The 25348-nt window shown below is 62.5% G+C and carries 22 protein-coding genes and 1 pseudogene; 10 read left to right on the top strand and 13 right to left on the bottom strand.

Going from position 1 to position 25348, the window contains the following annotated elements; all coding sequences use genetic code 11:
• Window positions 1-160: 160 nt before the first annotated feature.
• From adeC to ACXX81_RS16025, 3 genes are read right to left on the bottom strand one after another with little or no spacing between them, the layout of a single operon-like run.
• Window positions 161-1618, bottom strand: coding sequence for an AdeC/AdeK/OprM family multidrug efflux complex outer membrane factor (adeC, locus tag ACXX81_RS16035; protein WP_458572031.1), 1458 nt, complete (start codon window positions 1616-1618; stop codon window positions 161-163).
• Complete coding sequence (locus ACXX81_RS16030; protein ID WP_231422040.1) at window positions 1615-4776, bottom strand: efflux RND transporter permease subunit; 3162 nt, start codon at window positions 4774-4776, stop codon at window positions 1615-1617. The genes adeC and ACXX81_RS16030 overlap by 4 nt, the downstream gene beginning before the upstream one ends.
• 3 nt (window positions 4777-4779) lie before the next feature.
• Window positions 4780-5925 carry an efflux RND transporter periplasmic adaptor subunit gene (locus tag ACXX81_RS16025; RefSeq protein WP_231422042.1) on the bottom strand — a complete coding sequence of 382 codons (1146 nt, stop codon included), beginning with the start codon at window positions 5923-5925 and terminating at the stop codon, window positions 4780-4782.
• 283 nt (window positions 5926-6208) lie between these two features.
• On the opposite strand from ACXX81_RS16025, the gene ACXX81_RS16020 reads away from it, so the two are divergent.
• Window positions 6209-6841 (top strand): TetR family transcriptional regulator, encoded by a 633-nt coding sequence (locus tag ACXX81_RS16020; protein WP_057007860.1) that lies wholly within the window; start codon window positions 6209-6211, stop codon window positions 6839-6841.
• 288 nt (window positions 6842-7129) lie between these two features.
• Here the strand turns inward: ACXX81_RS16020 and ACXX81_RS16015 are convergent, their stop codons facing one another.
• From ACXX81_RS16015 to ACXX81_RS16005, 3 genes are read right to left on the bottom strand one after another with little or no spacing between them, the layout of a single operon-like run.
• A complete protein-coding gene (locus tag ACXX81_RS16015) occupies window positions 7130-8185 on the bottom strand; it encodes an alkene reductase (protein ID WP_057007861.1) in 1056 nt (351 codons plus the stop codon).
• Window positions 8186-8231: 46 nt separating this feature from the next.
• Entirely contained in the window at window positions 8232-9398 is a 1167-nt protein-coding gene (locus ACXX81_RS16010) for an MFS transporter (protein ID WP_231422044.1), read from the bottom strand.
• Between the two features lie 14 nt (window positions 9399-9412).
• Window positions 9413-9727, bottom strand: coding sequence for an ArsR/SmtB family transcription factor (locus ACXX81_RS16005; RefSeq protein ID WP_209989754.1), 315 nt, complete (start codon window positions 9725-9727; stop codon window positions 9413-9415).
• Between the two features lie 154 nt (window positions 9728-9881).
• Between ACXX81_RS16005 and ACXX81_RS16000 the strand changes: the two genes are divergently transcribed.
• A complete protein-coding gene (locus tag ACXX81_RS16000) occupies window positions 9882-10466 on the top strand; it encodes an acyl carrier protein phosphodiesterase (RefSeq protein ID WP_458572030.1) in 585 nt (194 codons plus the stop codon).
• Between the two features lie 109 nt (window positions 10467-10575).
• Here ACXX81_RS16000 and ACXX81_RS15995 read toward each other — a convergent pair whose 3' ends face one another.
• Both ACXX81_RS15995 and olsB read right to left on the bottom strand, forming a co-directional pair.
• Entirely contained in the window at window positions 10576-11367 is a 792-nt protein-coding gene (locus ACXX81_RS15995; protein ID WP_209989760.1) for a lysophospholipid acyltransferase family protein, read from the bottom strand.
• On the bottom strand, window positions 11367-12122 hold the full coding sequence (gene olsB / locus ACXX81_RS15990; protein ID WP_003233840.1) for an L-ornithine N(alpha)-acyltransferase: 756 nt from the start codon (window positions 12120-12122) through the stop codon (window positions 11367-11369). Before olsB ends, ACXX81_RS15995 begins: the two co-directional genes overlap by 1 nt.
• A gap of 184 nt (window positions 12123-12306) precedes the next feature.
• On the opposite strand from olsB, the gene ACXX81_RS15985 reads away from it, so the two are divergent.
• The 4 genes from ACXX81_RS15985 to ACXX81_RS15970 all read left to right on the top strand — a co-directional run bounded on the left by ACXX81_RS15985 (window position 12307) and on the right by ACXX81_RS15970 (window position 15502).
• A complete protein-coding gene (locus ACXX81_RS15985) occupies window positions 12307-13380 on the top strand; it encodes a serine hydrolase domain-containing protein (RefSeq protein WP_209989763.1) in 1074 nt (357 codons plus the stop codon).
• Window positions 13377-13691, top strand: a complete 315-nt coding sequence (locus tag ACXX81_RS15980; protein WP_209989766.1) for an amidase — start codon at window positions 13377-13379, stop codon at window positions 13689-13691. Before ACXX81_RS15985 ends, ACXX81_RS15980 begins: the two co-directional genes overlap by 4 nt.
• Before the next feature lie 70 nt (window positions 13692-13761).
• On the top strand, window positions 13762-14343 hold the full coding sequence (locus ACXX81_RS15975) for a YceI family protein (protein WP_231422048.1): 582 nt from the start codon (window positions 13762-13764) through the stop codon (window positions 14341-14343).
• A gap of 1 nt (window position 14344) precedes the next feature.
• The gene (locus ACXX81_RS15970) at window positions 14345-15502 is read left to right on the top strand and encodes a phospholipase D-like domain-containing protein (RefSeq protein ID WP_209989772.1); all 1158 of its coding nucleotides are present in this window, start codon (window positions 14345-14347) and stop codon (window positions 15500-15502) included.
• Here the strand turns inward: ACXX81_RS15970 and ACXX81_RS15965 are convergent.
• Together ACXX81_RS15965 and bglX are read right to left on the bottom strand one after the other, a co-directional pair.
• The gene (locus ACXX81_RS15965) at window positions 15477-16601 is read right to left on the bottom strand and encodes a S8 family serine peptidase (RefSeq protein ID WP_458572029.1); all 1125 of its coding nucleotides are present in this window, start codon (window positions 16599-16601) and stop codon (window positions 15477-15479) included. The two genes, ACXX81_RS15970 and ACXX81_RS15965, sit on opposite strands and share 26 nt — an antisense overlap.
• 161 nt (window positions 16602-16762) lie before the next feature.
• Window positions 16763-19054 carry a beta-glucosidase BglX gene (bglX, locus tag ACXX81_RS15960; protein ID WP_209989778.1) on the bottom strand — a complete coding sequence of 764 codons (2292 nt, stop codon included), beginning with the start codon at window positions 19052-19054 and terminating at the stop codon, window positions 16763-16765.
• A 237-nt stretch (window positions 19055-19291) separates the two neighbouring features.
• Between bglX and ACXX81_RS15955 the strand changes: the two genes are divergently transcribed.
• The 4 genes from ACXX81_RS15955 (at window position 19292) to ACXX81_RS15940 (ending at window position 22652) form a co-directional block, all read left to right on the top strand.
• Window positions 19292-19903: a LemA family protein gene (locus ACXX81_RS15955; RefSeq protein ID WP_209989781.1), complete on the top strand. Its 612-nt coding sequence runs from the start codon at window positions 19292-19294 to the stop codon at window positions 19901-19903.
• 18 nt (window positions 19904-19921) lie between these two features.
• Entirely contained in the window at window positions 19922-20653 is a 732-nt protein-coding gene (locus ACXX81_RS15950) for a TPM domain-containing protein (RefSeq protein WP_458572028.1), read from the top strand.
• 31 nt (window positions 20654-20684) lie between these two features.
• Window positions 20685-21302: a TPM domain-containing protein gene (locus ACXX81_RS15945; RefSeq protein WP_458572027.1), complete on the top strand. Its 618-nt coding sequence runs from the start codon at window positions 20685-20687 to the stop codon at window positions 21300-21302.
• A 132-nt stretch (window positions 21303-21434) separates the two neighbouring features.
• Entirely contained in the window at window positions 21435-22652 is a 1218-nt protein-coding gene (locus ACXX81_RS15940) for a class I SAM-dependent methyltransferase (RefSeq protein ID WP_458572026.1), read from the top strand.
• A gap of 9 nt (window positions 22653-22661) precedes the next feature.
• On the opposite strand, the gene ACXX81_RS15935 is transcribed toward ACXX81_RS15940, so the two are convergent.
• The 3 genes and pseudogenes from ACXX81_RS15935 to ACXX81_RS15925 all read right to left on the bottom strand — a co-directional run bounded on the left by ACXX81_RS15935 (window position 22662) and on the right by ACXX81_RS15925 (window position 25255).
• A complete protein-coding gene (locus ACXX81_RS15935) occupies window positions 22662-23630 on the bottom strand; it encodes a FecR family protein (protein WP_458572025.1) in 969 nt (322 codons plus the stop codon).
• Window positions 23627-23805: pseudogene (locus ACXX81_RS15930) on the bottom strand (sigma factor-like helix-turn-helix DNA-binding protein); the annotation flags it as partial. The gene ACXX81_RS15935 and the pseudogene ACXX81_RS15930, both read right to left, overlap by 4 nt.
• Window positions 23806-24238: 433 nt before the next feature.
• On the bottom strand, window positions 24239-25255 hold the full coding sequence (locus ACXX81_RS15925; RefSeq protein ID WP_458572024.1) for a DUF4917 family protein: 1017 nt from the start codon (window positions 25253-25255) through the stop codon (window positions 24239-24241).
• Between the last annotated feature and the right edge of the window lie 93 nt (window positions 25256-25348).

Raw genomic sequence — 25348 nt, 5'->3', positions numbered from 1 at the left:
GTTATGCAGGTGCGCGCATGGTGCGGGGCGGTGCGGGAGCGATGAAAGTGGGGCAGGGCGGGTTTTGGGCGATGATCGAACGCAAGTTGGCGCGGTTAAAAGAGGGGCATAAAAAAACCGCTTCCGATGACGGAAGCGGTTTTTGATTACACCCGGGCGGTCAGAACAACTTCAACGTCGGGGCTTCTTCTTTCACGGGCTCGTTCTGCGTGGTCTGCGCATTCCAGCCACCGCCGAGGGCCTTGTACAGGTTGACCTCGCTGGTGAGCTGCGCCAGGCGATCAGTGATCAGCGACTGCTGGGCACTGAACAGCTGGCGCTGGGCGTCGAGGAAGGTCAGGTTGCTGTCCACGCCAATGCGGTAGCGACGTTCGGCCAGGCGGTAGTAATCCTGGTTGGCCGCGACGAAGCCGCGCTGGGCGTCCAGTTGCTGCTTGTAGGTCTCACGCGCGGCGAGGCCGTCGGACACTTCCTGGAAGCCGGTCTGGATGGCCTTCTCGTAGTTGGCCACGTTGATTTCTTTCTGGATCTTCGAGTAGTCCAGGCTGGCGCGCAGGCTGCCGGCATTGAAGATCGGGATGTTGATCTGCGGGGCAAACGACCAGGTACCCGAGCCGCCCTTGAACAGGCCGCCCAGGTCCGGGCTCAGGGTGCCGGCGTTGGCCGTCAGGCTGATGCTCGGGAAGAACGCCGCGCGGGCTGCGCCGATATTCGCGTTGGCCGCCTTGAGGTTGTACTCGGCCTGCACGATGTCGGGACGTCGTTGCAGCAGGTCCGAGGGCAACCCGGCCGGCACTTCGGCGAGCAGGTCATCGGACAGTGGCTTGCTGGCGATATTCGCCGGCAGCCCGGTGCCCAGCAGCAGGGTCAGGCTGTTTTCGTCCTGGGCCACCTGGCGCGTGTAGCGTGCCAGTTGCACCCGGGCGTTTTCCACCGAGGTGCGCGCCTGGCTGAGGTCGAGGGCCGAGGCCACGCCGACTTCGCTGCTGCGCGAGGTGAGCTTGAAGCTCTGTTCGAACGCGCCCAGGGTGTCCTGAGTGAGCTTGAGCAGTTCCTTGTCGGCCTGCCAGGTCAGGTAGGCGTTGGCCACGCTGGCCACCAGGCTGATCTGCGTGCTGCGCCGTGCTTCTTCGGTGGCGAAGTATTTTTGCAGCGCCTCTTCACTCAGGCTGCGCACACGGCCGAACAGGTCCAGCTCGTATGAGCTGATCCCGAGTGTGGCCGAGTACTGGCTGGTGATGCCCGATTGACCGGTCTGCGACATACGTGCCGGGGTGCGCTGGCGGCTGCCGGCACCGTTGGCCGACACGGCCGGGAACAGGTCGGCACGCTGGATGCGGTACTGCGCGGCATACGCGTCGATGTTCAGCGCCGCGACGCGCAGGTCGCGGTTGTTCACCAGGGCGGTCTGGATCAGTTGCTGCAGGGCAGGATCGTGGAAAAACTGCTTCCAGCCCTGTTCGGCAGCCGCCTGGCCCGGCGCCTGGGCCGACGAATACGCCGGCCCCTGCGGGTACTGCGCGGCCACCGGCGCTTCGGGGCGCTGATAGTCAGGTATCAGCGAGCAGCCACTGAGCACGAAGGCGGTGACGGCTAGGGAAAGTAGCGACTTGCTCATTGGCCAGCCTCGTTAGGGGTTTGCGTGGTTTCAGTCTTTTTGCGCTTGCCGATGGCCGACACGGTTGCGAAGAACAGTGGCACCCAGAAGATCGCCAGCACGGTTGCGGTGATCATACCGCCGATCACGCCGGTACCGATGGCATGTTGGCTGCCTGAACCTGCGCCCGAGGAGATCGCCAGCGGCAGTACGCCGAGGATGAACGCCATGGAGGTCATGATGATCGGGCGCAGACGCATGCGGGAGGCCTCGATGGCCGCCTCGACGATGCCCTTGCCCTGTTCGTGGAGTTCCTTGGCGAACTCCACGATCAGGATGGCGTTTTTCGCCGCCAGGCCTACCGTCACCAGCAAGCCTACCTGGAAGAACACGTCGTTGGACAAGCCGCGCATGCTGGTGGCGATCAACGCCCCCACCACACCCAGCGGCACCACGAGGACCACCGCTATCGGGATCGACCAGCTTTCGTACAGTGCCGCCAGGCACAGGAACACCACCAGCAGCGACAGCGCGTACAGCGCAGGCGCCTGCGAGCCGGACAGGCGTTCTTCGTACGACAGGCCGGTCCATGCGTAGCCGATACCGGCCGGCAATTGCTTGGCGATGCGCTCGACCTCGGCCATCGCGTCACCGGTGCTGTAGCCCGGTGCCGGGGTGCCGAGGATTTCCATCGCCGCCACGCCGTTATAGCGCGACAGTTTCGGCGAGCCGTAGATCCACTTGCCCGAGGCGATGGCCGACAACGGCACCATCTTCCCGGAGTCGCTGCGCACGTACCATTTGTTCAGGTCTTCAGGCGACATGCGGCTGGCCGCTTCACCTTGTACGTACACCTTCTTCACACGGCCACGGTCGATGAAGTCGTTGACGTAGCTGCCACCCAGGGCAATCGCCAGGGTCTGGTTGATGTTCGACAGCGTGATCCCCTGGGCGCTGGCCTTCTCGTCGTCGACGGTGAGCTCGTACTGCGGCTCATCGTTCACACCGTTGGGGCGTACACCGGCGAGGATCTTGCTCTGGGCGGCCATGCCGAGGAACTGGTTGCGTGCCGCCATCAATTTCTCATGGCCGACACCACCCTGGTCCTGCAGGAACACGTCGAAACCGGTGGCGTTACCCAGCTCCAGTACCGACGGCGGCACGATGGCAAACACCATGGCGTCCTGGAACGTCTGCATGAAGTAACCCTGGGCGCGCTTGGCGATCTCGAACACCGAGGTGGAATCGTCACGCTCATCCCACGGTTTGAGCATCACGAAGGCCAGGCCCGAGCTCTGGCCGCGACCGGCGAAGTTGAAGCCGTTCACGGTAAATACCGATTTCACGCCTTTGCCTTCGCCCGGCTCGCCTTCCTTGTCGTTGAGCAGGTAGATACGCATGTCGTCGATGACTTTTTGCGTGCGTTCAGCCGTGGAACCGACCGGGGTCTGCACCTGGGCAAAGATCACGCCCTGGTCTTCGTCGGGCAGGAACGCGGCCGGGATACGCATGAACAGCCAGATCATGCCGGCGAAGATCAGCAGGTACACCAGGAACGCCGGGATCTTGTGCTTGATCATGTTGCCCACGCCGCGCTCGTAGCTCAGTACGCCACGGTCGAAGGTGCGGTTGAACCAGCCGAAGAAACCGCGCTTGGGTTGGCCGTGTTTTTCCGGATCGATCGGCTTGAGCATGGTGGCGCACAGCGCCGGGGTGAAGATCAGCGCAACCAGTACCGACAGCGCCATGGCCGAAACGATGGTGATGGAGAACTGTTTGTAGATCACACCGGTGGAGCCGCCGAAGAACGCCATCGGCAACAGTACCGCCGAGAGCACCAGGGCAATACCCACCAGGGCGCCCTGGATCTGGCCCATGGATTTGACCGTCGCCTCCTTGGGCGACAGGTGCTCCTCGGCCATCACCCGCTCGACGTTTTCCACCACCACGATGGCGTCGTCCACCAGCAGGCCGATGGCGAGGATCATGCCGAACATGGTCAGGGTGTTGATGGTGAAACCGAACGCCGCGAGGATACCGAAGGTCCCCAGCAATACCACCGGTACGGTCATGGTGGTGATGATGGTGGCGCGGAAGTTCTGCAGGAACAGGAACATCACCAGGAACACCAGCACGATCGCTTCGATCAGGGTGTGTACGACACCGGAGATCGATTCGGTGACCACTGGCGTGGTGTCATACGGCACCACTGCCTTCATGCCTGGCGGGAAGAACGGTTCCAGCGACGCCACCGTGGCGCGGATGGCCTTGGCGGTGTCCAGGGCGTTGGCGCCCGAGGCGAGCTTGATCGCCATACCGGATGCCGGGTTGCCGTTGAACTGCGCGCTGATGCTGTAGTTCTGGCCGCCCAGTTCGATGCGGGCCACGTCATGCAGGCGCACCTGGGAGCCGTCGGCATTTACCTTCATCAGGATATTGCCGAACTGCTCGGCGTTTTGCAGACGGGTCTTGCCGATGATCGTCGCGTTCAGCTGGGTGCCGGGCAGGGCAGGCAGGCCGCCCAGTTGGCCGGTGGCCACCTGCACGTTCTGCGCGGCGATGGCGTTGCTGACGTCAACCGGGGTGAGCTGGAAGTTGTTCAGCTTGGCCGGGTCCAGCCAGATGCGCATCGCGTACTGCGAGCCGAACACCTGGAAGTCACCGACGCCCGAAGTACGCGAAATCGGGTCCTGGATGTTGGACACGATGTAGTTGGAGAGGTCGTCCTTGGTCATGCTGCCGTCTTCGGACACCAGACCGATTACCATCAGGAAGTTCTTCACCGACTTGGTCACGCGGATACCCTGCTGCTGCACTTCCTGCGGCAGCAATGGGGTCGCCAGGTTCAGCTTGTTCTGCACCTGCACCTGGGCGATGTCCGGGTTGGTCCCCTGGTTGAACGTCGCGGTGATGGTCATGCTGCCGTCGGAGTTACTGTCCGAGGCCACATAGCGCAGGTTGTCGATACCGTTGAGCTGTTGCTCGATCACCTGCACCACGGTGTCCTGCACGGTTTGTGCGGACGCGCCCGGGTAGGTCACCTGGATGTCGATGGCGGTTGGCGCGATGGCCGGGTACTGATTGATGGGCAGCTTCAGGATCGAGAGTGCGCCGACCAACATGATCACCAGGGCGATCACCCAGGCGAAAATGGGACGGTCGATAAAAAATTTCGACATGGATTACTCCCCTTTGCCGGCTGCGGCAGCAGGAGCGGCAGCGCCGGCAGGCTTGGCGTTGTCAGCCTCCTTGACCTTCACCTCGGCACCCGGCTTGACGTACTGCAGGCCTTCGGTGATCACACGGTCACCGGCGTCGAGGCCTTTTTCCACCAGCCAGTAGGCACCGGCGGTGCGGTTGGCGACCAGGGTGCGTTGCTCGACCTTGTTGTCCTTGTTCACGATCAGCGCGGTCGGGATGCCCTTGAGGTCACGGGTCACGCCTTGCTGCGGGGCGAGGATGGCCTTGCTGTTCACACCGGCCTGCAACTGGGCGTGCACGAACATGCCGGGCAGCAGAGTGTGGTCAGGGTTGGGGAAGACTGCGCGCAGGGTGACCGAACCGGTGGTCTGGTCAACCGACACTTCGGAGAATTCCAGCTTGCCGTCATGGCCATAGTCGCTGCCGTCTTCGAGGGTCAGCTTGACCTTGGCGGCGTTGGCGCCGGCTTTTTCCAGCTGGCCGCTTTCCAGGTCGCGGCGCAGTTTCAGCATTTCGGCCGAAGACTGGGTGACGTCGACGTAGATCGGGTCCAGTTGCTGGATCACCGCCATGGCATCGGCCTGGCCGTTGCTGACCAGTGCGCCTTCGGTGACTGCGGAACGGCCAATGCGCCCGGAGATCGGCGCCAGCACCTTGGTGTAGCGCACGTTGATCTGCGCGGTTTGCATATCGGCTTCTGCGGTCATGCGGTTGGCCAGGGCGGTGTCGTATTCCTGGCGGCTGACGGCTTGCTCATCGACCAACTGCTTGTAGCGGTCGGTGATCGACTTGGTCTGGGTCAGCTTGGCCTGGGCGCTTTTCAGCGTGGCCTCATACACCGACGGGTCGATCTGATAAAGCTGCTGGCCTTCCTTCACGTCTGCGCCTTCCTTGAACAGGCGCTTGAGAATGATGCCGTTGACCTGTGGCCGAACTTCCGCAATGCGGTAGGCCGTGGTGCGGCCTGGCAGTTCGGTGGTCAAGGTGAAGGCTTGCGGTTGAATAGTGACTACGCCGACCTGAGGGGTTTGAGCGGGCGGTGCCGCTTCTTCCTTTTTACATCCGCTGAGCAGCGATGCCAGGGCGACGGCAGTGACCAGAGCGGTAACAGCTGGCTTAAGTTGCATGAAGATCCTCGGGTCAGGCGCGCTGAGTGCGCACAAGAAGTGTGGAAGGGTGGAAAACAAGTGAGTGGATAAGTAGCTTGCTACGCAATATACTTACGTTCATGGTTGTTTGTAAACTCTTGACAGGCTTCGTGGAATGTTGACAAAGCAACGTGCGAAGCCTCGATTTCATTACGTTCGGTGCCCATGACGGTGTCGTCCCAAAAATATACGGATGATCGTTAGCGTCTATTAACTGCGCGTTAACGATAGTCTGAAGTGCCCTGATTGAGGTTTTACTGCCATGGTTCGTCGCACCAAAGAGGAAGCTCAGGAAACGCGCAGCCAGATTCTCGACGCCGCCGAGCACGCTTTTTACGAGCGCGGCGTGGCGCGCACCACGCTGGCGGATATCGCCTCGCTGGCGGGTGTCACGCGGGGCGCCATCTACTGGCATTTCAGCAATAAGTCCGATCTGCTGCAGGCGCTGCTCGACACGTTGCACGAACCCCTGGATGACTTGGCCCGGGCCAGTGAAAGCGAGGATGAACTTGACCCATTGGGCTGCATGCGCAAGTTGCTGATTCGTCTTTATCATCAAGTGGCTCTGGACCCGAAAACCCGGCGTATCAACGAGATCCTGTTTCATAAGTGCGAGTTCACCGATGAGATGTGCGACATGCGCCGCCAGCGCCAGACGCACACGCTCGAATGCAACCTGCGCATCGGGCTTACATTGCGTAATGCGGTGCATCGCGGGCAACTCCCGGAAAACCTCGACACAGCGCGCGGCGCGGTGTGTATCCACGCCTACATTCACGGCTTGATCGGTCAATGGTTGCTGGTGCCCGACAGTTTTCAACTGCATCAGGACGCCGAGCGTTGGGTCGATGCAGGGCTGGACATGCTGCGCCTGAGCCCGAGCCTGCGCAATTGAGACAAAATGCGTAATTGCATCAGGTTGTGTCAACAGTAAAGCGCAGGGGCGGTCAATCGTCCCTCTGCCTATTCGTGGGATGACTTTATATACGGGCTGGCGCGCAGTTGATAGGTAGCCGGCTAAGTATTTTGTAGCGTTATTGTTTCGGTTCTGTGAAGCAATGTTTCCAAAGGGACACATCAGGTTTAAAAAATGTGGAGGGGGCTTGCTCCCGATGGCGGTATACCCGTCAGTAAATCAGCTGACTGGCACACGGCTATCGCAAGCAAGCCCCCTCCTATTTGGTTACAGCGCCAGGGTTGGGTAATCGATATAGCCGACCGGGCCCTTGGCGTAGAAGGTTTCCGGGTGCGCCTCGTTCAGCGGTGCGTCGGTTTTCAGGCGCGCCGGCAGGTCCGGGTTGGCGATGAACGGAACGCCGAACGCCACCGCGTCTGCCTTGCCCGACGCCAGCCAGGCATTGGCGCTCTCTTTAGTGAAGCGTTCGTTGGCGATGTACACACCGCCGAAGGCTTCCTTCAGGCGCGGGCCGAGGCTGTCGCCGGCTTCCTTTTCGCGGGAGCAGATGAACGCGATGCCACGCTTGCCCAATTCGCGGGCCACATAGGTGAAGGTCTCGGCAGGGTTGTCGTCGCCCATGTCGTGGGCGTCGGCGCGCGGTGCCAGGTGCACGCCGACGCGGCCGGCGCCCCACACGTCGATGGCCGCGTCGGTCACTTCCAGCAGCAGGCGCGCGCGGTTTTCCAGGGAGCCGCCGTACTGGTCGGTGCGCTGGTTGGTGCTGCTCTGCAGGAACTGGTCGAGCAGGTAGCCGTTGGCGCCGTGGATCTCGACGCCGTCAAAGCCTGCGGCCTTGGCGTTTTCGGCGCCGGTGCGGTAGGCGTCGACGATGTCGGCGATTTCAGCGGTTTCCAGGGCCCGCGGAGTTGGGTAGTCGGCCAGCGGACGCACCAGGCTGACGTGGCCCGCCGCCTGCACGGCGCTCGGCGCCACCGGGGCTTCGCCGTTCAGGTAGGACGGGTGGGAGATGCGGCCGACGTGCCACAGTTGCAGGAAAATCTTGCCGCCCGCGCCGTGAATCGCTTTGGTCACATTGGCCCAGCCGCGTACCTGGTCGTTGGACCAGATGCCTGGCGTGTCCGGGTAACCCACGCCCATTGGTGCCACGGACGTCGCTTCGCTGAGGATCAGCCCGGCGGAGGCGCGTTGCACGTAGTACTCGGCCATCATCGCATTGGGCACACGGCCTTCATCGGCGCGGCAGCGGGTCAGCGGCGCCATGATGATGCGGTTCGACAGTTCCAGGTCGCCCAGTTTGATCGGATCGAAAATAGTCGTCATCGAGAAAATACCTTTCTGTTTAGGTGGATCAGTCTGTTCAAGTGGATCAATGCGTCGCAGGGGCCAGGTCGGCATCGCCGCTCTGACGGAACGTCAGCAGGGTCACCAGCAGCGCGAGGATCGCCAGGGCTGCGGCCGCGAGCGGCACGCTGGTGAGGCCGAAGCCGTGGGCGATCACGCTGCCGCCGACCCAGGCGCCGAGGGCGTTGCCAATGTTGAAAGCGCCGATGTTGAGGGTGGACACCAGGTTTGGCGCCGCCTTGCCGAACGTCACCACGTTGATCTGCAGCGCGGGTACCGCGGCAAATGAGGCGGTGGCCCACAGGAACAGGGTGATTTCGGTGGGGATCAGCGCGACGCTGGTCCAGGTCAGCGCCGTGGAGATCACCGCCATGCTGATGAACACGCCGATCAGGGTGGCCGCCAGACGCTTGTCCGCCAGCTTGCCGCCGATGATGTTGCCCAGGGTCAGGCCCAGGCCGATCAGCAGCAGGGTCCAGGTCACGCCGTGGGGCGAGACGCCAGTGACGTCGCCGAGCAGCGGGGCAACGTAGGTAAAGAGGGTGAACATGGAGGCGGCGAACAGCGCGGTCATGCTCAGCGACAACCAGATGCCGGCGCCCTTCAGGGCGGCCAGTTCGGCACGCATGTCGAGTTTTTCTTCGTCACGCTTGGCTGGCAGAAAGCGGATGAGGCCGATCAGCGCCACCACACCAATCACCGTCACCGCCCAGAAGGTCGAGCGCCAGCCGGCCTGCTGGCCCAGCGCCGTGCCCAGCGGCACGCCGAGCACGTTGGCCAGGGTCAGGCCGGTAAACATCAGGGCCACCGCCGAAGCGCGCTTGTTGGCCGGCACCAGATTGGCCGCCACCACCGAACCAATGCCGAAGAACGCGCCGTGGCACAGCGCCGTGACCACCCGGGCGAACATCAGCACGTTGTAGTCGCTGGCCAGGGCGCAGAGCAGGTTGCCGACGATGAAAATGCCCATCAACGCCACCAGCGCCGCCTTGCGTGGCAGTTTGGCGGTGGCCAGCGCCATGAACGGTGCGCCGATGGCCACGCCGAGGGCGTAGCCGGTTACCAACCAGCCGGCGCCCGGGATCGATACGCCAAGGTCCGCCGCCACATCGGGCAGCAGGCCCATGATGACGAATTCGGTGGTGCCGATGGCGAAGGCGCTCAGGGCCAGTATGAGTAGCGAGAGGGGCATTGGGGTGTCCTGGGTTAGTGCGCTGCGCTGAGTTCAGCGATGAGCGCCGCGAGGAAAGCCTGGATCACTTCCTCGTTGCGTTTGAAAAAGTGCCACTGCCCGGCCTTCTGGCTGCTGATCAAACCCGCCCGTTGCAAGGTGGCCAGGTGGGCCGACACGGTCGACTGGGACAAGCCGCAGCGCTGGTCGATCTGCCCGGCACAGATGCCGTATTCGTGGTTGTGCAGTTGCTCGGGGAACTGCACTTTCGGGTCTTTGAGCCAGGTGAGGATGTCTCGTCGTACTGGGTGCGCCAGGGCTTTTATTATTTCGTCGAGGTCGATGGACATGGCAGGTGCTCGGTGTCGTGTAGCGTTATATCGCGATGAGGCGAACCTTAAATCGTTATAACCCGATATACCAATATGATTTTGCTCTGAGGTCAGCTCAAATCGGTATATCGGGTTATAACGATACGTTGACGGCAGTGCTAGACTGCGCGCCATGAATTATCTCGCACATCTGCACCTGGGCGGCCAACTTCCCGCGCAACTGCTGGGCAGCCTCTATGGCGACTTTGTCAAAGGCCGCCTGCAGGGCCAGTACAGCCCGCCAATCGAAGCGGCGATCCAGCTGCATCGTTCCATCGACCGTTTCACCGACAGCCATCCGTTGATAGGGGAGGCGTTGTCGCGCTTCAGCCTCACGCGTCGACGTTATGCCGGGATCGTCCTCGATGTGTTTTTCGATCACTGCCTGGCGCGGGATTGGGCACTGTATGCCGACCAGCCCCTGGAGCATTTCACCGCCCAGGTGTACCGCGTGCTGGCGGCTGAACCGCAACTGCCGGGGCGGCTGGCGCAGATTGCGCCCTGGATGGCAGCGGATGACTGGTTGGGTTCGTACCGCGAGTTTGCGGTGATGGACCAGGTATTGCGCGGGATTTCGCGGCGGCTGACGCAGCCCGAAGAGCTGAGCCATGCCATGCAGGAGTTGCGCACGTTATACGAAGCGTTGAGTGACGACTTCCGGCGTTTCTACCCTGAATTGCAGGTGTTCGCACAGTCTCAACTGACAACACAAGACTAACTGTGGGAGGGGGCTTGCCCCCGATAGCAAGGGTTCAGCCAGCACATGCAGTGACTGACACGCCGCCATCGGGGGCAAGCCCCCTCCCACATGTTTGACCGTGCCCGCTTCAGGCAGCATAAGCAGGTCGCGCCGCCACGTGCTCAGCCTCCGGCAGCGGCCCGAACAACGCCTTCTGCACCGCCTGCTGCGCCTGGAATGCCAGCGCCGCGCGTTCCTGCCCAGCGCAGGCAATCGGCTTGAGCACATGAATTTCTACATCGCCCTGATCATTGGCAAACAGGCGCATCAGGTGCGACAGCAAATCATCATCGCCAATAAACGGTGCCAGCGGGTCGACCTGGCCGTTGCGCAGGTAACGAATCGCCACCGGTTGCAGCGACACGTCGGCATCGATCGCACTGGCCAGCAGGCGCCCGTGGAACGTGCGCAGGCTGCGCCCGTCGGTGGTGGTGCCTTCGGGGAACATCAGCAGCGGGTGCTGTTGCTCGAGATGACGGGTCATCTGCTTGCGAATCAACTGACTGTCGCCCGAGCCCCGACGAATAAACAGGCTGCCGGCCTTGGCTGCCAGCCAGCCCGCCACCGGCCAGGTGCGCACCTCGGCCTTGGACAGAAACGACAGTGGCGTGACCATGCCCAGCAGCGGAATATCGGTCCAGGACACGTGGTTGCTCACCCACAGCATCGGCGTGCGCGGCAGCTCGCCATGCACCGTCACGCGAAAGGGCAGGGCATTGCTCAAGCGTGCCATGAAGAAGCGCGACCAACGCTGGCGCCGCACCATCGAGTTGGCCACGCCCAGGCGCTCGAACAGGCCAAACACACTGGCCATGCTCAAGCCCAGCGCCACCACCAGCAGCACCCGGGCAATGCGCCCGTACACCCGCAGGCGGCCCATTACACAGCCGCCTTGAAGTGGCGCGCGTAACGCGGGCAGAGGTTGTCGCGCTTGAGCAGGATGAACACGTCGGCCACCTGGAAGTCTTCATCCCAGCACGGCTCGCCGCAGATTTTTGCGCCCAGGCGCATGTAGGCCTTGAGCAGCGGCGGCATTTCGGCGATGACGTTGGACGGCAGGTCCAGCGCCGGCAACGGTTTTTTCGGTTCGGCGCGCAGGTGTTCGTTGCACAGGTAGCGTTCGCGCAGGCGCTGCATGATGGCGTGGGCCTGGATGCCGCCGTCGTGCATCGGAATACTCGCGCAGCCCATCAGGTAGCTATAGCCGCCCTGGTTGAGCACTTCGGCCAACTCGCCCCAGAGCACGGCGATGGTGCCGCCGTTGCGGTAGGCCGGGTCGACGCAGGTACGGCCGATTTCCAGGATCGGACCTTGCAGGTGCAGCAGGCCATGCAGGCTGAATTCTTCTTCACTGTAGAACCGGCCCAGGGTGCTGGCGGCCTGGTGATCGAGCAGGCGGGTGGTGGCGACCAGTCGACCACTGTTCAAATCCCGCACGCCGATGTGGCTGCAGTGAACATCATAGTCATCCATGTCCAGGCCCAGTTCCGCGCCTTTCAGCTTGGCGTTGAATTCGCCGCTGAACACGTTGAACCGCAGGGCCTGTGCTTCCTGCAAAGCCTGTGCGCCAACCAGGCGTTCGGCTTGCAGACGGCGTTCATTGCCGGTGTCGCTGATGCGGGCGATCTGAGTCATGGCGAATCTCCGAGTGCCAGCCACGTTTCGGCCGGTCGACTTGTTTGTCCAAACTCAGGCTATGTAGGCTCGGTGTCATCTCCATGAAGCTACGGTGACGGTTGGGTGACACGCCCCGTGTCGCCAAACTGTCATGGGCCTGGGCTAGCCTCGCGGGCTTGAATGCCCCCTTGAGTCTGCGTCCATGGTCAGAGGCCTGTTGTGTGTTGCCCTGCTGTTAGTCACCGCTGCCGCCCACGCAGAAACCTGGCCCGGCAAGGAGTGGGCCAGAGGTGAGCCACTGGCCGGGCCCGCCGTCGAGGCACTGGATGCCTACGCGTTTCCCGCGCGCGACGACGCGACCCGTCAGGGCGTTCGCACCGACGCGCTGCTGGTGATCCGCGATGGCCAGATCGTCTATGAACGCTACGCCACGCCCACCAGCGCCAGCACGCCACACCTGACCTGGTCCATCAGCAAGAGCCTGATGGCCACGGTGCTCGGCGTGGCCTACGGGCAAAATCGCTTCAAGCTGAGCGACCCGGCCGCACGTTTTTACCCGCCGATGAAACAGCACCCCAAGGTGACCATGGCCGATTTGCTGCACTGGGCCTCGGGCCTGGACTGGCAGGAAGACTACGAATACGCGCCGCTGAAGTCCTCGGTGGTGGCGATGCTCTACACCCGTGGCCATGGCGACATGGCCGAGTTCGCCGCCGACACCGACGCCGCCGTGGCGCCCGGCAAGGCCTTTCGTTACTCCAGCGGCGACAGCAATATCCTCTCCGCCGCGCTCAGAGGCATGCTTGGCCACAAGGCGTACGTGAGTTACCCCTGGGATGCGCTGTTCGAGCCGCTGGGCATCCGCTCGGCCACCTGGGAAACCGACGCCGACGAAACCTTCGTTGCCTCCTCCTATGCCTACCTCACCGCCCGCGATCTGGCGCGGGTCGGCCTGCTGATGGCGCGCGAGGGACGTTGGGGCGATGAACAACTGCTGCCCAAGGACTGGGTGGCTTTCAACCGCAAGCCGTTCGACGGCTATAAGGCCGGCCAGGATGAAGCCGTACCGGGCGGTCAATGGTGGCTCAACCAGGGCACGCCACGCCCCTGGCCCGACGCCCCCGCCGACACCTTCGCCGCACTGGGCCATTGGGGCCAGGCGCTGTTCGTCCTGCCCGACGAACACGTGGTGATCGTGCGCTACGGCGACGACCGCGACGGCACGTACGGCCATAACGAACTGCTCAAACGCGTGCTCGCGGCGGTGCAGCCATGATCCGTCGTCATCCGATTCTCAGCCTCTTTGCCGTGCTGCTGCTCGTCCTGCTCGGCTGGGTGTGGCATGAGCGCGTCAATCTGCAAGCCTTCCCCGACATCATTGCGGCCTACACCGCCAAGGAATATTGCTCGTGCCGCTATGTGGCGAATAACCCTGCGGAGTATTGCCGGGGCTACGTCAAACAATACGTGCCCACCAGTGCGTTTCGTGACAACCCGGAGCGCAGTGAGGTGACGGCGAGTGGGTTGGGCCGCACGCACAGTGCACGCTGGTTGGGCGAACGCCAGGGCTGTCGCCTGACTCCCTGAGACAATGGATTTGCGCGGGCCGTGACATTGCGCTTAAGGTTCGTGCAGGTTTTTTGCCCCATGAGTCGCTATGTTCTCTGTCAAACCCCTGGCCTTTGCGCTGCTGGCCTGCGCCGCCTTGCCGGCCCACGCTGCCTGGTACCTCGATAACGAATCCTCGCGCCTGTCGTTCGTCACCACCAAAAACACCGAGATCGCTGAAGTGCAGCGCTTTCTGGTGCTGCATGGCAAGGTCGACGGCAAGGGCGCGGCGCAGTTGCAAGTGGAGCTGGAGTCGGTCAACAGCGCCATCCCGCTGCGTGATGAGCGCATGCGCAACGAGCTGTTCGAGATCAAGACGTTCCCTGAAGCGCTGATCAATGCGCAGATCAATCTGCAGCCGATCAACGATCTGGCGCCGGGGGCGCAAATCGAGCTGCGCCTGCCGATAAGCGTCACCCTGCATGGCAAGACCCAGACCTACAGCGCCGAGCTGCTGGCCACGCGCCTGGATGATCGGCGCTTTCAGGTGGTGACGCTGGAGCCGGTGGTGCTGCATGCCGAGGATTTTGACCTGATGCCGGGCGTGGCCGCGCTGCGCAAGGCGGCGGGGCTCAAGTCGATCAGTTTGTCGGTGCCGGTGGGTGCGGTGCTGATTTTCACGGCGCGCTGACGTGAGTGGCGCGGTGTTCCCGTGGCGCAGCGCCAACCGTTTCGAGTTGTTGATCGACGGCCCGCAGTTTTTTCCGCAGATGCTGGTGGGCATCGCCCGGGCCGAGCAACAGGTGGACCTGGAGCTGTACCTGGTGGAGGCGGGGGCGTGTGCCGAAGCGATGGTGCAGGCGCTGGTGCACGCTGCCGAACGCGGCGTGCGGGTGCGCTGCCTGTTCGACGATTACGGCAGCCTGGCGTTCACCTTCGGGCTGCGCAAGCGCTTGACCGACGCGGGAGTGCAGCTGCGGTTCTACAATCGCCTGAGCTGGCGCCGTTGGATGCGCAACCTGTACCGCGATCATCGCAAGCTGCTGCTGATCGACCAGGCAACCGCCGTGGTCGGCGGCACGGGCGTCACCGATGAATTCTGGACGCCAGGGCAGGACACCGCCGACTGGCACGAAGTGATGGTGCAGATCAGCGGCCCGCTGGTGCTGGACTGGCAGGCGCTGTTCGACCGCCAATGGCACGCCAACGCAGCGCGTCGGGCGTGGAAGCCGGCGACCCATTTCGGTTTGCCACGCCTGCCCAAGGTGCCGCCGACCGGCGCGGGCCTTGGCCGCGTCGCCTATGCCGACGCCCGTCAGCATCGCGATATCCTGCAGTCGCTGATCCGCGCCTTGAACAGCAGCCAGCGACGTATCTGGCTGGCCACGCCGTATTTTCTGCCGACCTGGAGCGTGCGCCGAGCCTTGCGCCGCGCAGCCGGGCGCGGGGTGGATGTGCGCCTGTTGCTCACCGGCCCGCGCACCGATCATCCCTCGGTACGTTATGCCGGGCATCGCTACTACCCGCGTCTGTTGCGCGCAGGCGTGCAGATTTTTGAATACCAGCCGTGCTTCCTGCACTTGAAAATGGTGCTGGTGGACGATTGGGTGAGCATTGGCTCATGCAATTTCGATCACTGGAATTTGCGCTTCAACCTGGAAGCCAACCTGGAAGCGCTGGACCCGGCACTGACGCTGGCCGTGGCGAGCAGTTTCGAACGCGATTTTACCCAGAGTCAGGCGGTCAGTCTGGAGGCCTGGAAAGCGCGGCCGTTATGGCGGCGGGTGAAGCAGCGGGTGTGGGGCTGGATCGACCGGCTGGTGGTCAATCTGTTGGATCGGCGAGGGTAAGCCCCATGTCCGTTCCGGGCGCGGCCAGGCACCAGTCTTTGCTGAAGCCGCAGCGTTTGGAAAAATCGCCCAAGGTCAGCTCCCTGTTCAAGTTGACGACGGTCAACCAATAGGGCTCCAACTCTGCAATGGCACGTGGCAGGTTGGGCTGCAGTCCGGCATTTGGTGCTGTTTGAGGGGAGGCGTTTGCCGTGGGCAGGTTGCCTGCTGACCAGACGTGCAGCATCCCATACTTGCTGGCGTTGTCGGCTATGGCCTTGAGTTCTGTATAAACGGCGGTTCCGGTATCGCTTAATACACTGTCCAACTCTGCTTCATTCGCAGGGGAAAATGGGCTCCCCCAACTATGGTTGACGACGCGCACATTCTGTCTGTGCAAATCGGCATAGGCGGCGTCTACCGCTGCTGCTGTCGGAAGCGGAGCTCTCCAAATATCGGTGATGGCAATGGGACCTCCCAGATAGGTATTGCCGAACTTGCGCACTGCACTCAGATTAGCCCCGTAAGCCACGCCCTGGGCCCCGGAGCCATCGCGATTGGCAGTTGCTATACCGGCAACATGGGTGCCGTGCGCATCGTATGTAGTGCTTACCAGGCCGAGATATTCATCAAGTTGCTCCCGGGTAAGGCTGCCGTCGGCAATCAGTTCTTCAAGGGTCGCCAATGCGTCGGGTGGCAATGAGCCGATAACGGTTACAGCAGCACGATCACCTTCGGCGTAGAAGCAGCCATTTTCCAGCGAGGCCCCACTCAGGCAGCCGTTGTCAGCCATGAGCACGCCGATAGTTGGCTTCCAGGCAAATTCGCTATGGCGCAAGTCGGTTCCGGAGTCGTAAATGCCTATTTGAACCCCCGCGCCACTCAACCCCCGGGCATAAGCGTAATCCGCACCGACTGCACCCAACCCCCAGTTACTCTTGAACTCTTCACTGCGCCAACTGGCGGCATCGTGCAGGCGTCCCTGCTCGGTGTAGTTCGCCGCGGTAACGGGCGTACCCCACAGGCAGCCGAGCACACAGAGGGCGATCGCATTTCGTTTGAACGATGATTGAGCAGGCGTTGTTGCAGCGGCCGTTCGAGGGCGAATCGTAGGTGACATAGTTCGCACACTTGCACATAAAAATGGGCTGACAGCGTGTGCGAACGGGCGGGTCCATTGATGTAGGGATAGGCTTGGAGCGCAGAGCGAAAGTGGCTTTGCTGCTGGGGATACGTGTCAGCACGCAAGCCCCCTCTTCAGGGAAGAAGGGGCTGCACGTATTACAACAGCTCGAAGGTCTGCTGCTGCACGTCCTGGGAATCCAACCCGATCTGCACATTGAACTCGCCCGGCTCGGCGGCGAATTTCAGTTGGGTGTTGTAGAACTTCAAGTCTTCCTCGGTGATGGTGAAGTGCAAGGTGCGTTCTTCACCGGCCTTGAGCATGACTTTCTGGAAGTTCTTCAGCTCCTTGACCGGACGGATCATCGAGCCGGCCACGTCCTGGATATACAGTTGCACCACCGTTTCGCCATCCACCTTGCCGGTGTTCTTCACCGTGACGCTGGCGTCGAGCTTGCCGGTCTTGTTCAGGGTGGTGGACGACAGCGCCATGTCCGACAGGGTAAACCGCGTGTAGCTCAGGCCATAGCCGAACGGAAACAAGGGGCCGGTGGTGTCATCGAAATACTGCGAGGTGTAGTTGCCCGGCTTGCCCGGGGTGAACGGCCGGCCGACGCTCAGGTGGTTGTAGTAGGTCGGGATCTGCCCCACCGAGCGCGGGAACGTGATCGGCAGCTTGCCCGACGGGTTGTAGTCACCGAACAGCACGTCGGCAATCGCATGACCGCCTTCGGTGCCGGCGAACCAGGTTTCCAGAATCGCGTCGGCTTGCTTGTTCTCGTCGACGATCGACAGTGGACGGCCGTTCATCAGCACCAGCACCAGTGGCTTGCCGGTGGCCTTGAGTGCCTTGATCAGGTCGCGCTGGCTTTGCGGGATGTTCAGGTCGGTGCGGCTGGACGACTCGTGGGACATGCCACGGGACTCGCCCACGGCGGCGACCACCACATCGGCGTCTTTGGCGGCCTTGACCGCTTCGTCGATCATTGCCTGGGCCGGGCGGGCGTCATCCACCACTTCCGGGGCATCGAAGTTGAGGAAGTTGAGGTAGTCGACCACGGCCTTGTCGTTGGTGATGTTGGCGCCACGGGCGTAGATGATCTTGCCTTTTTCGCCGATCACCGCGTTCATGCCGTCGAGCAGGGTCACCGATTGCTCGGGTTTGCCGGCGGCGGCCCAACTGCCCATCATGTCGATCGGTGCCTTGGCCAGCGGGCCCACCAGGGCGATGGTGGCGGATTTTTTCAGTGGCAGGGTGTCGTTCTGGTTTTTCAGCAGCACCAGGCTGCGGCGCGCGATATCGCGCGCATCGCTGCGGTGCAGGCGGCTTTCGGCGTAGGTGTCGGCCGGGTCGTCCTCGGCCTTGCCGATGCGCAGGTACGGGTCCTTGAACAGGCCCATGTCGTACTTGGCGGCGAGCACTTCGCGCACGGCGTTGTCGATGTCACTCTGTTCGATCTCGCCGGACTTGAGCAGCCCCGGTAATTCCTTGGCGTAGAGCGAGTCGTTCATGCTCATGTCGATGCCGGCCTTGATCGCAAGCTTGGCGGCTTCACGCCCGTCCTTGGCCACGCCGTGCTTGATCAGTTCGACGATCGCGCCGTGGTCGCTCACGGCCAGGCCCTTGAAGCCCCAGTCCTTGCGCAGCAGGTCGTTCATCAGCCAGGTGTTGGCGGTGGCGGGCACGCCGTTGATCGAGTTGAGCGCCACCATCACGCTGCCGGCACCGGCCTTGATCGCCGCGTGGTAGGGCGGCAGGTAGTCCTGGTACATCTTGACCGGGCTCATGTCGACCACGTTGTAGTCGCGCCCGCCTTCCACCGCGCCGTACAGGGCGAAGTGCTTGACGCTGGCCATGAGGCTGTCGGCATTGGCCGGGCTTGTGCCCTGGAAGGCCTTGACCATCACGCCGGCGATGCGCGAGGTCAGGTAGGTGTCTTCACCGAAGCCTTCGGAGGTGCGGCCCCAGCGCGGGTCGCGGGAGATATCGACCATCGGCGCAAAGGTGATGTCGAGGCTGTCGGCGGCGGCTTCCTGGGCGGCGATGCGCCCGGAGCGGCCGATGGCGTCCATGTCCCAGCTGGAGGCCAGGGCCAGGCTGATCGGGAAAATGGTGCGGTGGCCGTGGATCACGTCGTAGGCGAAGAACATCGGTATCTTCAGGCGGCTGTGCATGGCCGCGTCCTGCATCGGACGGTTTTCCGCGCGGGTGATGGAGTTGAACGTGCCGCCGATGCGGCCGGCGGCGATTTCCTTGCGGATCAGCTCGCGGGGCATTTCCGGGCCGATGCTGATCAGGCGCAATTGGCCGATCTTTTCATCCAGGGTCATCTGCCTGAGCAGGTCGCTGACGAAGGCGTCCTTGTCTTTAAGCGCAGCAGGCTTTGTTTCCGCCCATGCGGGATGACTGGCCAGAGTGGCTACAAGGCCGAGCAAACACAGCTTCTTCATGAATATCCTTTTTCGGCTCACTGCACAGCACTGGGCTGATCGGCCGAAATGTGGGGAGCGTCTATTGTTGTTCGGGTGTTGTTCAGATAAATGCAGCACACTCTGAACTCTTTTTCGCGCTGGGCATCTTTGTAGCTGATTGGCTCGATGCATGCCAGTGGTGGCGGATTATGCCCCAAGCGTGTTGCTTGTGGGATGAGTCGTCACATTCCATCAAGGTTCGTCAGGAGAAACACCATGCAAGCAGCACTCCCTTACCGTTGGGGCTTCAAGGCCGCGGCATTGTTATTGATCAGCACGCTGCTGAGCGGTTGCGGCATCAACACCATTCCCACCCTGGACGAGCAGGCCAAGGCCGCCTGGGGCCAGGTGCAGAACCAGTACCAGCGCCGCGCTGACCTGATCCCCAATCTGGTGGAAGTGGTCAAGGGCTATGCCGCCCATGAACAGGACACCCTCACTGCCGTGATCGAAGCGCGGGCCAAGGCCACCTCGATCCAGGTGGATGCCAGCACCCTCGACAACCCGGAAAAACTCAAGCAGTTCCAGCAGGCCCAGGACGGCCTCAGCGGTGCACTCAGCCGTTTGATGGTGGTGTCCGAGCGCTATCCGGACCTCAAGGCCAACCAGAACTTCCTGGCCCTGCAGTCGCAACTGGAAGGCACCGAAAACCGTATCGCCGTGGCGCGTCGCGATTTCATCCAGGCCGTGCAGGCCTACAACACCGAAATCCGCACCTTCCCTGGTCGTCTGTGGCACAGCGTGATGTACAGCGACCTGCCGGTGCGCGCTTCGTTTGAAGCCACCAGTGCCGATGCCGATAAAGCGCCACAAGTGAAGTTCAAATAAGACTTTCCTGAGGTGTCGATGCGTTTATTACGGATAGGGTTGGCGCTGTGGCTGTTGGCTTGCGTGGGTACAGCCCACGCGGCGCTGAACTTCCCGGCGCTGACCGGGCGGGTGGTGGATAACGCCCAGATGATCGACCCGGCGGTGCGCGAGCAGTTGACCCGGCAGTTGCAGGCGCTGGAACAAACCTCGGGCGAGCAGATCGTGGTGGTCACTGTGCCGGACCTGCAGGGCGTGCCCATTGAGGACTTCGGTTATCAATTGGGCCGCGCCTGGGGCATCGGGCAGAAGGGCAAGGACAACGGCGCGCTGTTGATCGTCGCCCGCGATGAGCGCAAATTGCGCATCGAAGTCGGCTATGGCCTGGAAGGCGTGCTGACCGATGCGCAGTCCTGGGTGATCATCAACCAGGTGATCGCGCCCAAGTTCAAGGCCGGCAATTTCAGTCAGGGCATCAGCGACGGCGTGGCCGCGATGATCCAGGTGGTGGGCGGTGAGCCGCTGGCCGTGCCGGCCCATGTGGCGGACGCGAATTTTGCGCTGGATAACCCCGGATTTTCCATCGGCCTGTTTGTGCTGCTGATCGGCGTGTTATGGCTGTGCAACCGCATGGGCCTGCCGGTGGGCGCTATCTTGCTGGCGATCCTCAGCAGCAGCGGTCGCGGCGGCGGTGGGGGAGGCGGTGGCGGCGGTGGCTTCCGGGGCGGCGGCGGTGGGTTTGGCGGCGGCGGTGCTTCAGGTGGCTGGTGATGACAACAACTAAAAACGGACATGTACAACCATGGCATTACTGACTGAACACGAACAACGCCAGGTCGCCGAAGCGATTGCGCGGGTCGAGCAACAGACCGACGCGGAGCTGGTGACCGTGCTGGCGGCGCGTGCCGACGACTACGCTTACATCCCGCTGTTGTGGGCCAGCCTGATCGCGTTGGTGGTGCCGGGTATCGTGCATTACCTGTCGGGCTACATGACCATGTACACCTTGCTGCTGGCGCAATGGGCGACATTCATCGTGCTGTGCCTGCTGTTTCGTCTGCCCGGCGTCACCACCCGCCTGATTCCGCGTTCGGTGCGCCACTGGCGCGCGTCCAACCTGGCGCGGCGCCAGTTCCTCGAACAGAACCTGCACCACACGCTGGGCAGCACCGGGGTGATGATTTTTGTCAGCGAGGCGGAGCGCTATGTGGAAATCCTGGTGGACGACGGCATCTCCAAACGCCTGGATGACAGCAGTTGGGACGCCATCGTCAAGGCGTTTACCCGGCAGGTGAGACAGGGGCAGACCCTGGCCGGGTTTATTGCCTGTATCGAGGCCTGTGGTGAGTTGCTCAAGGTGCATGTGCCGGTGACGCAGACGCGTAATGAGTTGCCCAATCGGCTGGTCGTGCTCGAATAATCCAGGCACACCCTGAGCCCTGTGGGAGCTGGCTTGATGTTGACTGACTAACCGTTGATCAAATAACTCCGTGCCCCCAACCGCCATCCCCCCTAAAATGCCCGGCATTTCCTGCCCGAGGCGTTTTTGTTCATGTCCGTCACCGCTAAACCCGCCAGCCCCGCGCCGGATCATCATGCCCGGTTCATCGAACTGCTGAACGCAAGCCTTGCGCAAAACGCCTTTATCAAGCTGGTGCTGGCCAGGTACGTCGGTGAGGAAGCCGAGCTGCAACGGCTGATCATCAAGCCGGTAACGGTCAAGGAGCAGGCGTGCCTGTCCTTCGTGTACCGCTACAAGACCCGCGATATCACCCGCAACCTGCCGCTGGCGGACGGCGTGGCGGCGATTGCCGAGCTGCTGCCGGCCTCGTTCAAGAACGCGCACCTGTTGTCGCTGACCGACGAAGTGCAACTGGAATACAGCAAGAAAAACAAAAGCTCGCTGTTCAAAAGCAAGCCGCAGCAGCTGCGTGAGGCGCCGTCGGCCGAGCATAACCGTGAGAAGCACCGCTTTCTCGACCTGAGCCGGCCGTTCCTTGCCGATCTGGGGGTGACCGACGCCAGGCAGGCGCTGATCCCGTCGATGTCACGCAAGTGGAAGCAGATCAACAAGTTCATCGAAGTGTTCAGCCATGCGCTGACCTCGTCGCCCCTCAAACTCGACCAACCGGTGCGCGTTGCCGATTTCGGTTCGGGCAAGGGTTATCTCACGTTCGCGATCCACGATTACCTGCGCAACACCCTCAAGGCCGAAGGCGAAGTCACTGGCGTGGAGCTGCGCGAAGACATGGTGACCCTGTGCAACGCCGCCGCCGCGCGGCTGGAGCATACCGGGCTGGTGTTCAAATGCGGGGACGTGCGCAGCGTGGCACCGAGCGAACTGGACGTGATGATCGCCCTGCATGCCTGCGACATCGCCACCGACTACGCGATCCACACCGGCATCCGCTCCGGCGCGTCGATCATCATGTGCTCGCCGTGCTGCCACAAACAGATTCGCCTGCAGATCCAGAGCCCGGCGTTGCTCAAGCCGATGTTGCAATATGGTCTGCACCTGGGCCAACAGGCGGAAATGGTCACGGACAGCCTGCGTGCGCTGTTCCTCGAGGCCTGTGGTTATGAGACCAAGGTGTTCGAGTTCATTTCGCTGGAACACACCAACAAGAACAAGATGATCCTCGCGGTGAAACGCGCGCAGCCGTTGGACAATGCGCAGTTGCTGGTGAAAATCCAGGAACTGAAGGCGTTCTATCAGATCACTGAGCATTGCCTGGAAACCCTGCTGCGCGCGGATGGTTTGTTGAGCTGAAGCGCGGGTTTATGGGCTCGGTTCGATCCGCAGGATGCCGTCCGCCGAGGCCACGGTTTTCACCGGCAGCAGCGCGGGCAGGGCATTGAGCAGGGCGTCGGGATCATTCACATCCAGGTTGCCCGACACCTTGAGCGCCGCAACTGCCTTGTTGACCTGCAACTGCGCCTGAGGGCGGTACAGGCTCAACTCGTCGATCAGGCTGGCCAATTCCAGGTTGCGAAACGACAAGTGGCCGCTGCGCCAGTCGGCCACCTCTTCGGCGGTGAGGGATTGCTGTTGCAGCGAGCCTTGGGCGTAGCGGTAAATCGCGCGGTGCCGGGCGTCGAGCAGGGCGACGGGTTTGTTTGCGTCCGGCTCGAACGCCACTTGGCCATCGGCGACGCTGACCACCAGTTGCTGCTGGCTGCGGCGCACATCGAAACCGGTGCCTACTGCCCGCACAGTCGCGGTGCCGGCCTGCACGTACAGGGGGCGTTCCTGGTCAGCGGCGACGTCGATGTACAACTGGCCCTGGTCCAGGTGAAGAATGCGTTGATGCGCGGTGAAGTCAACGCGGATGTGGGTGTTGGCGTTCACGTACAGCGTGCTGCCATCGGGCAGGGCGAGGGTGCGCATGCCCTTGGCGTGAACTGCCACCTGGCTGTGATACGGATCGCGGGGCGCGCCCAGGTGCGTGGCCAGGACGGCACAGAGCACGCCGGCTGCCACGGCCAGCGCCGGGCGCCAGAGGGACGGTTTGCGTGCAGGCAGCGCCACGGGCTTGTTCAGTTGTTGAAGCTGGGCGAGGTCGGCCCACAGCTGTTCGAATTCGGCATAGGCATGCGCATGCGCAGGCACCGACTGCCAGGCGGCAAAGGCTTTGCGCTCGGTGCGGCTCAGGTGGTTGCGGTTGCGTGCAAACCAGCTGGCGGCCTGCGCATCGATGGCGTCGCGTGCGTCGATGTCCAGGGCGTCGGTGTCGCTCAGGCGGTTCATTCTGGCTGCTCCGTGCCGGGGTCGGATTGAAGGCGCCTTTGCAATGCAGCAGGGCGATCTGCGCCTGGCTCATGCCCTCGAAGCGGTGCAGCATAAGGGCTTCTCGCCTGCGGGGCGAGCGTTCGGCGAGGACTTCGTGCAATTGTTCCAGACGCTGCAGGCACTGCGCGACTGCGCATGAGCTATTTCAGGCAACCACCCCCCCTATGGCGAGCGGGCCTGTTGTGGTGAGCGGGCAAGCCCTAATGCCGTTCAGTTAAGGAAAATGTGTGGGCTTATTGTGGCGAGCGGGCTTGCCCCGCGTTGGGGTGCGCAGCGCCCCCAATCGAGCAAAACGCGGTGTACCTGATACGGCTCAGCGCCTGGCTTTGGGGCTGCTGCGCAGCCCAACGCAGGACAAGCCTGCTCGCCACAGGGAATCTGCGCTTAACTGAACGGCATTAGGGCTTGCCCCGCGTTGGGGCGCAAAGCGCCCCCAATTAAGGACAACGCGGTGTACCTGACGCTGCTCAGCGCCTGGCTTTGGGGCTGCTGCGCAGCCCAACGCAGGACAAGCCTGCTCGCCACATGGCTAAGTGGAAGACTTGGCGCAGCCTCCCACCTTTTGATCAGCGCTCAACCGGGACGGAGAGTGCCGGGTTGCCCAGTGGATGGGTACGTGCGGCAAAGAACCGCACTTCCACGCCCGTGCCGTCAAACAACTGCGAGTAGCGCCTTTTCTGCTGACGGATAAACCCGTCACTGCGCCCCGACACCGCGATCGCCAGGGTACTCACATCCGCTTGGCGAATCGCATCCACCAGGTGTTGATCCTGCGGCCCCAGGTCATGGCCGAAGATGCACAGCGCGCCCTTGTGGCTGAGCAATTGTTCATAGCAGAACGACAGGTAATCCGAGCTGCGGATGGTCTTGAGCTTCTCCTGCACCGTGCCTTCGCTGACGAACAGCGGCACGTCGTCGAGGGTCTTGATCGTGTTGTTGATGGCAAAACTGCTGAGCAGGGTGCTGTCGGTGGACGCCAGTTTGCGCGCGGTGCCGTCGAGGTTGCGCACCAGGTGCAGGCCGCCGTGCAGGTACAGAATGCGCGTGGCGTCGGTGCGGGTGTCGCGCAGGTCGAAGTGGGCGTCGGCACTGCGGAACAGGTCGTCGATGCCCGGCGTGTGCAGGATCGCCCAGTAATTGAGCAAATCGTAGTTGCTGGTGAACACCGTCGGGTAGCGCTGCAGTTCCTGGTTGATCGTCGCCAGTGTCGATGGCTGCACCAGGCGCCACGGGATATGCACGGCGTGGATGGTATTGATCAGCGCTTCCTTGATCGCGTAGTAGCGGTTGCGCGGCGCCGCCGAGCTGACGGCCAGTGCCTTGTTGACCCGGCTGGTGGTTTTCAGTGCGCCCAGGGCCTGCTCGAAACTGCGGGTTTGCAGGGCGTCGAACACGCTGAGCTCGGAGGGGCCCAGGGGTTTTTCTTCGACGGTGCGCGCGTTTTCGAACAGCGAGTCGTAGGCAAAGTCTTCCCAAATCGTGCGGCTGGCGCCGTTGCCGATCAGAATCCCACTGAAGTCGAGGGCAGCACGCAGCGTGCTCCAGTCTTCAAGGTGGGCGTCGATATCCTGGAAATCCTTCATTGCGGCGGGTCTACTCAAAATCGGCTGGACGGTGACTTTATCACGAGCGGGCATTGATCCTGGTCAACATGCGCCGTGCGGCAAGGGTTGATC

This window comes from Pseudomonas sp. GNP013 (assembly GCF_054343995.1).
Note: the sequence above shows the minus strand (reverse complement) of the source record. Positions and strands in the feature narration are given on the sequence as shown.